Raw genomic sequence first — 1,633 nt, forward strand, 5'->3', positions numbered from 1 at the left:
GTTTGGATTTATCCTGATGGTGAACTATCATGGTCTATGGATGCAGCAAATATGGATGACCCTGAACCCATAGAAGAACTGCCTTGGATTAAAGCTGCACAATAATCTTAATTGTTTTTTAACTGTTTCAGGTAGCCTGATAACTTGTCTCAGGCTACCTGAAATTCCTATTTTGGGAGAGTGCAATGACTCGGGCTTGTATAGAACAAGATAATATTCAGCTAACTCTATCCAAAGCAGAAGCCCTAGTTTTATTTGAGTGGTTAGCAAGAAACTGGGAAAAAACACAATGGAATGTTGATGATATATTTATTCATCCTGCAGAAAAAGCTGTTTTGATAGACATAGAAGGATCGTTGGTTCCGTTGCTAGATGTTGTTTTTCGTGCGGATTATGACAAGATAGTAGAAAAAGCCTATCAGGATATTTATATGCAAAGTAATTAATCTTGAAATTTATTATTACTGATTTTAGGTAATTTATTTTAACATCAGCTACCTGAAAAATTGGAGTATTTCTATGCCCAATAATTCATGCTTGGTTTGTAATTTTACATCTGAAAAAAATTCGTTTACTCGTGGTAAATCTTGCCCTTGCTGCGGAGTAACATACGGATTTGAAGATACAACAAACGAAACCATAAAAATTTATCGTGCGTGCTGGATAGATAAAGGTATGCCTTGGTTTAACAAACAAGAAAAACCATCTGATTGGGAGCCTTTTAATCAGCTCAAAAAAATAGGGTTAAATTATTGTTCTGTTTGTTGGTTTCAATTTGAGACAGATTTTTTTCCTTGGGGAGAAGACGGTAGATCTCCAACTTTTACCATTTGCCCTTGTTGTGGCGTTGAGTATGGTTATGAAGATTCATCATCACAAGGTATTAAAACTTATCGAAAAACATGGTTAGAACAGGGAGCAAACTGGTTAAATATTACAGAAAAGCCTAAAAATTGGAATTCTGATATACAATTAAAAAGAATAGAAAATAATTAAATTTAAAATTATCATTATGTTATTTTCAGATAGCTTGATTGATTTTTAAGGTTACCTAAAAATTAATCCTAAAAAATAAAGGAAAAAAACCTAATTCGGATAAGAGACATATTGCTACCGTAACGGGCAACGCCCGTAATCCTGTTCCCGTATTTCAGGGTGTATCAGAAGCCAATATCAAAGAATATACTGCTCATTTAATGAAAGAAATTGGTGGAAATGGGAAGTTGCCAGACGCAATATCTGTAGGACCTGGAAAGTGGCGTCATACCTATAAAAACCCCAAAACAGGTCAATCCATTAATTTACGGAATTTCTCCAGCAGTGCCGATTCAACCGGTGCGAAATGGACGATTGATTTTAGTGGAAACCCTACATTTGGTTTAAAACCTAACGGGAAACCTGTAAATGCTGAAATTAAATTTAAATGATTTTATTCAAACATTATCGAAAGATGATATAGCTAAAATAGAGCAATTTTTACCGGGTACTCCTGAAGATTTTAATTACTCCAGTGGATTATGGATTCTTTGGGGAGATATGGATTATCTGGGTAAAGAAAAACAAAAGGCAGTATTTCTATACACCTTATATCGTTTACTGGAAACCAAACTTGCCTGTTTAGGCTGTAATAATC

The 1,633-nt window shown here is 34.5% G+C and carries 4 protein-coding genes; all 4 read left to right on the forward strand.

Annotated features, from left to right (window positions below):
* Window positions 1-185 precede the first annotated feature (185 nt).
* The gene (locus Q384_RS10890; protein WP_037588091.1) at window positions 186-446 is read left to right on the forward strand and encodes a hypothetical protein; all 261 of its coding nucleotides are present in this window, start codon (window positions 186-188) and stop codon (window positions 444-446) included.
* Window positions 447-519: 73 nt separating this feature from the next.
* Window positions 520-996 (forward strand): hypothetical protein, encoded by a 477-nt coding sequence (locus Q384_RS13840; RefSeq protein WP_211251110.1) that lies wholly within the window; start codon window positions 520-522, stop codon window positions 994-996.
* Between the two features lie 200 nt (window positions 997-1,196).
* Window positions 1,197-1,427 (forward strand): hypothetical protein, encoded by a 231-nt coding sequence (locus tag Q384_RS13845; protein WP_051940930.1) that lies wholly within the window; start codon window positions 1,197-1,199, stop codon window positions 1,425-1,427.
* Window positions 1,405-1,633: hypothetical protein (locus Q384_RS10905; RefSeq protein ID WP_037588093.1), on the forward strand; the 229-nt coding region annotated here is incomplete at its 3' end. The genes Q384_RS13845 and Q384_RS10905, both read left to right, overlap by 23 nt.

This window comes from Stenoxybacter acetivorans DSM 19021 (genome assembly GCF_000745895.1).
Taxonomy (GTDB): Bacteria; Pseudomonadota; Gammaproteobacteria; order Burkholderiales; family Neisseriaceae; genus Stenoxybacter; species Stenoxybacter acetivorans.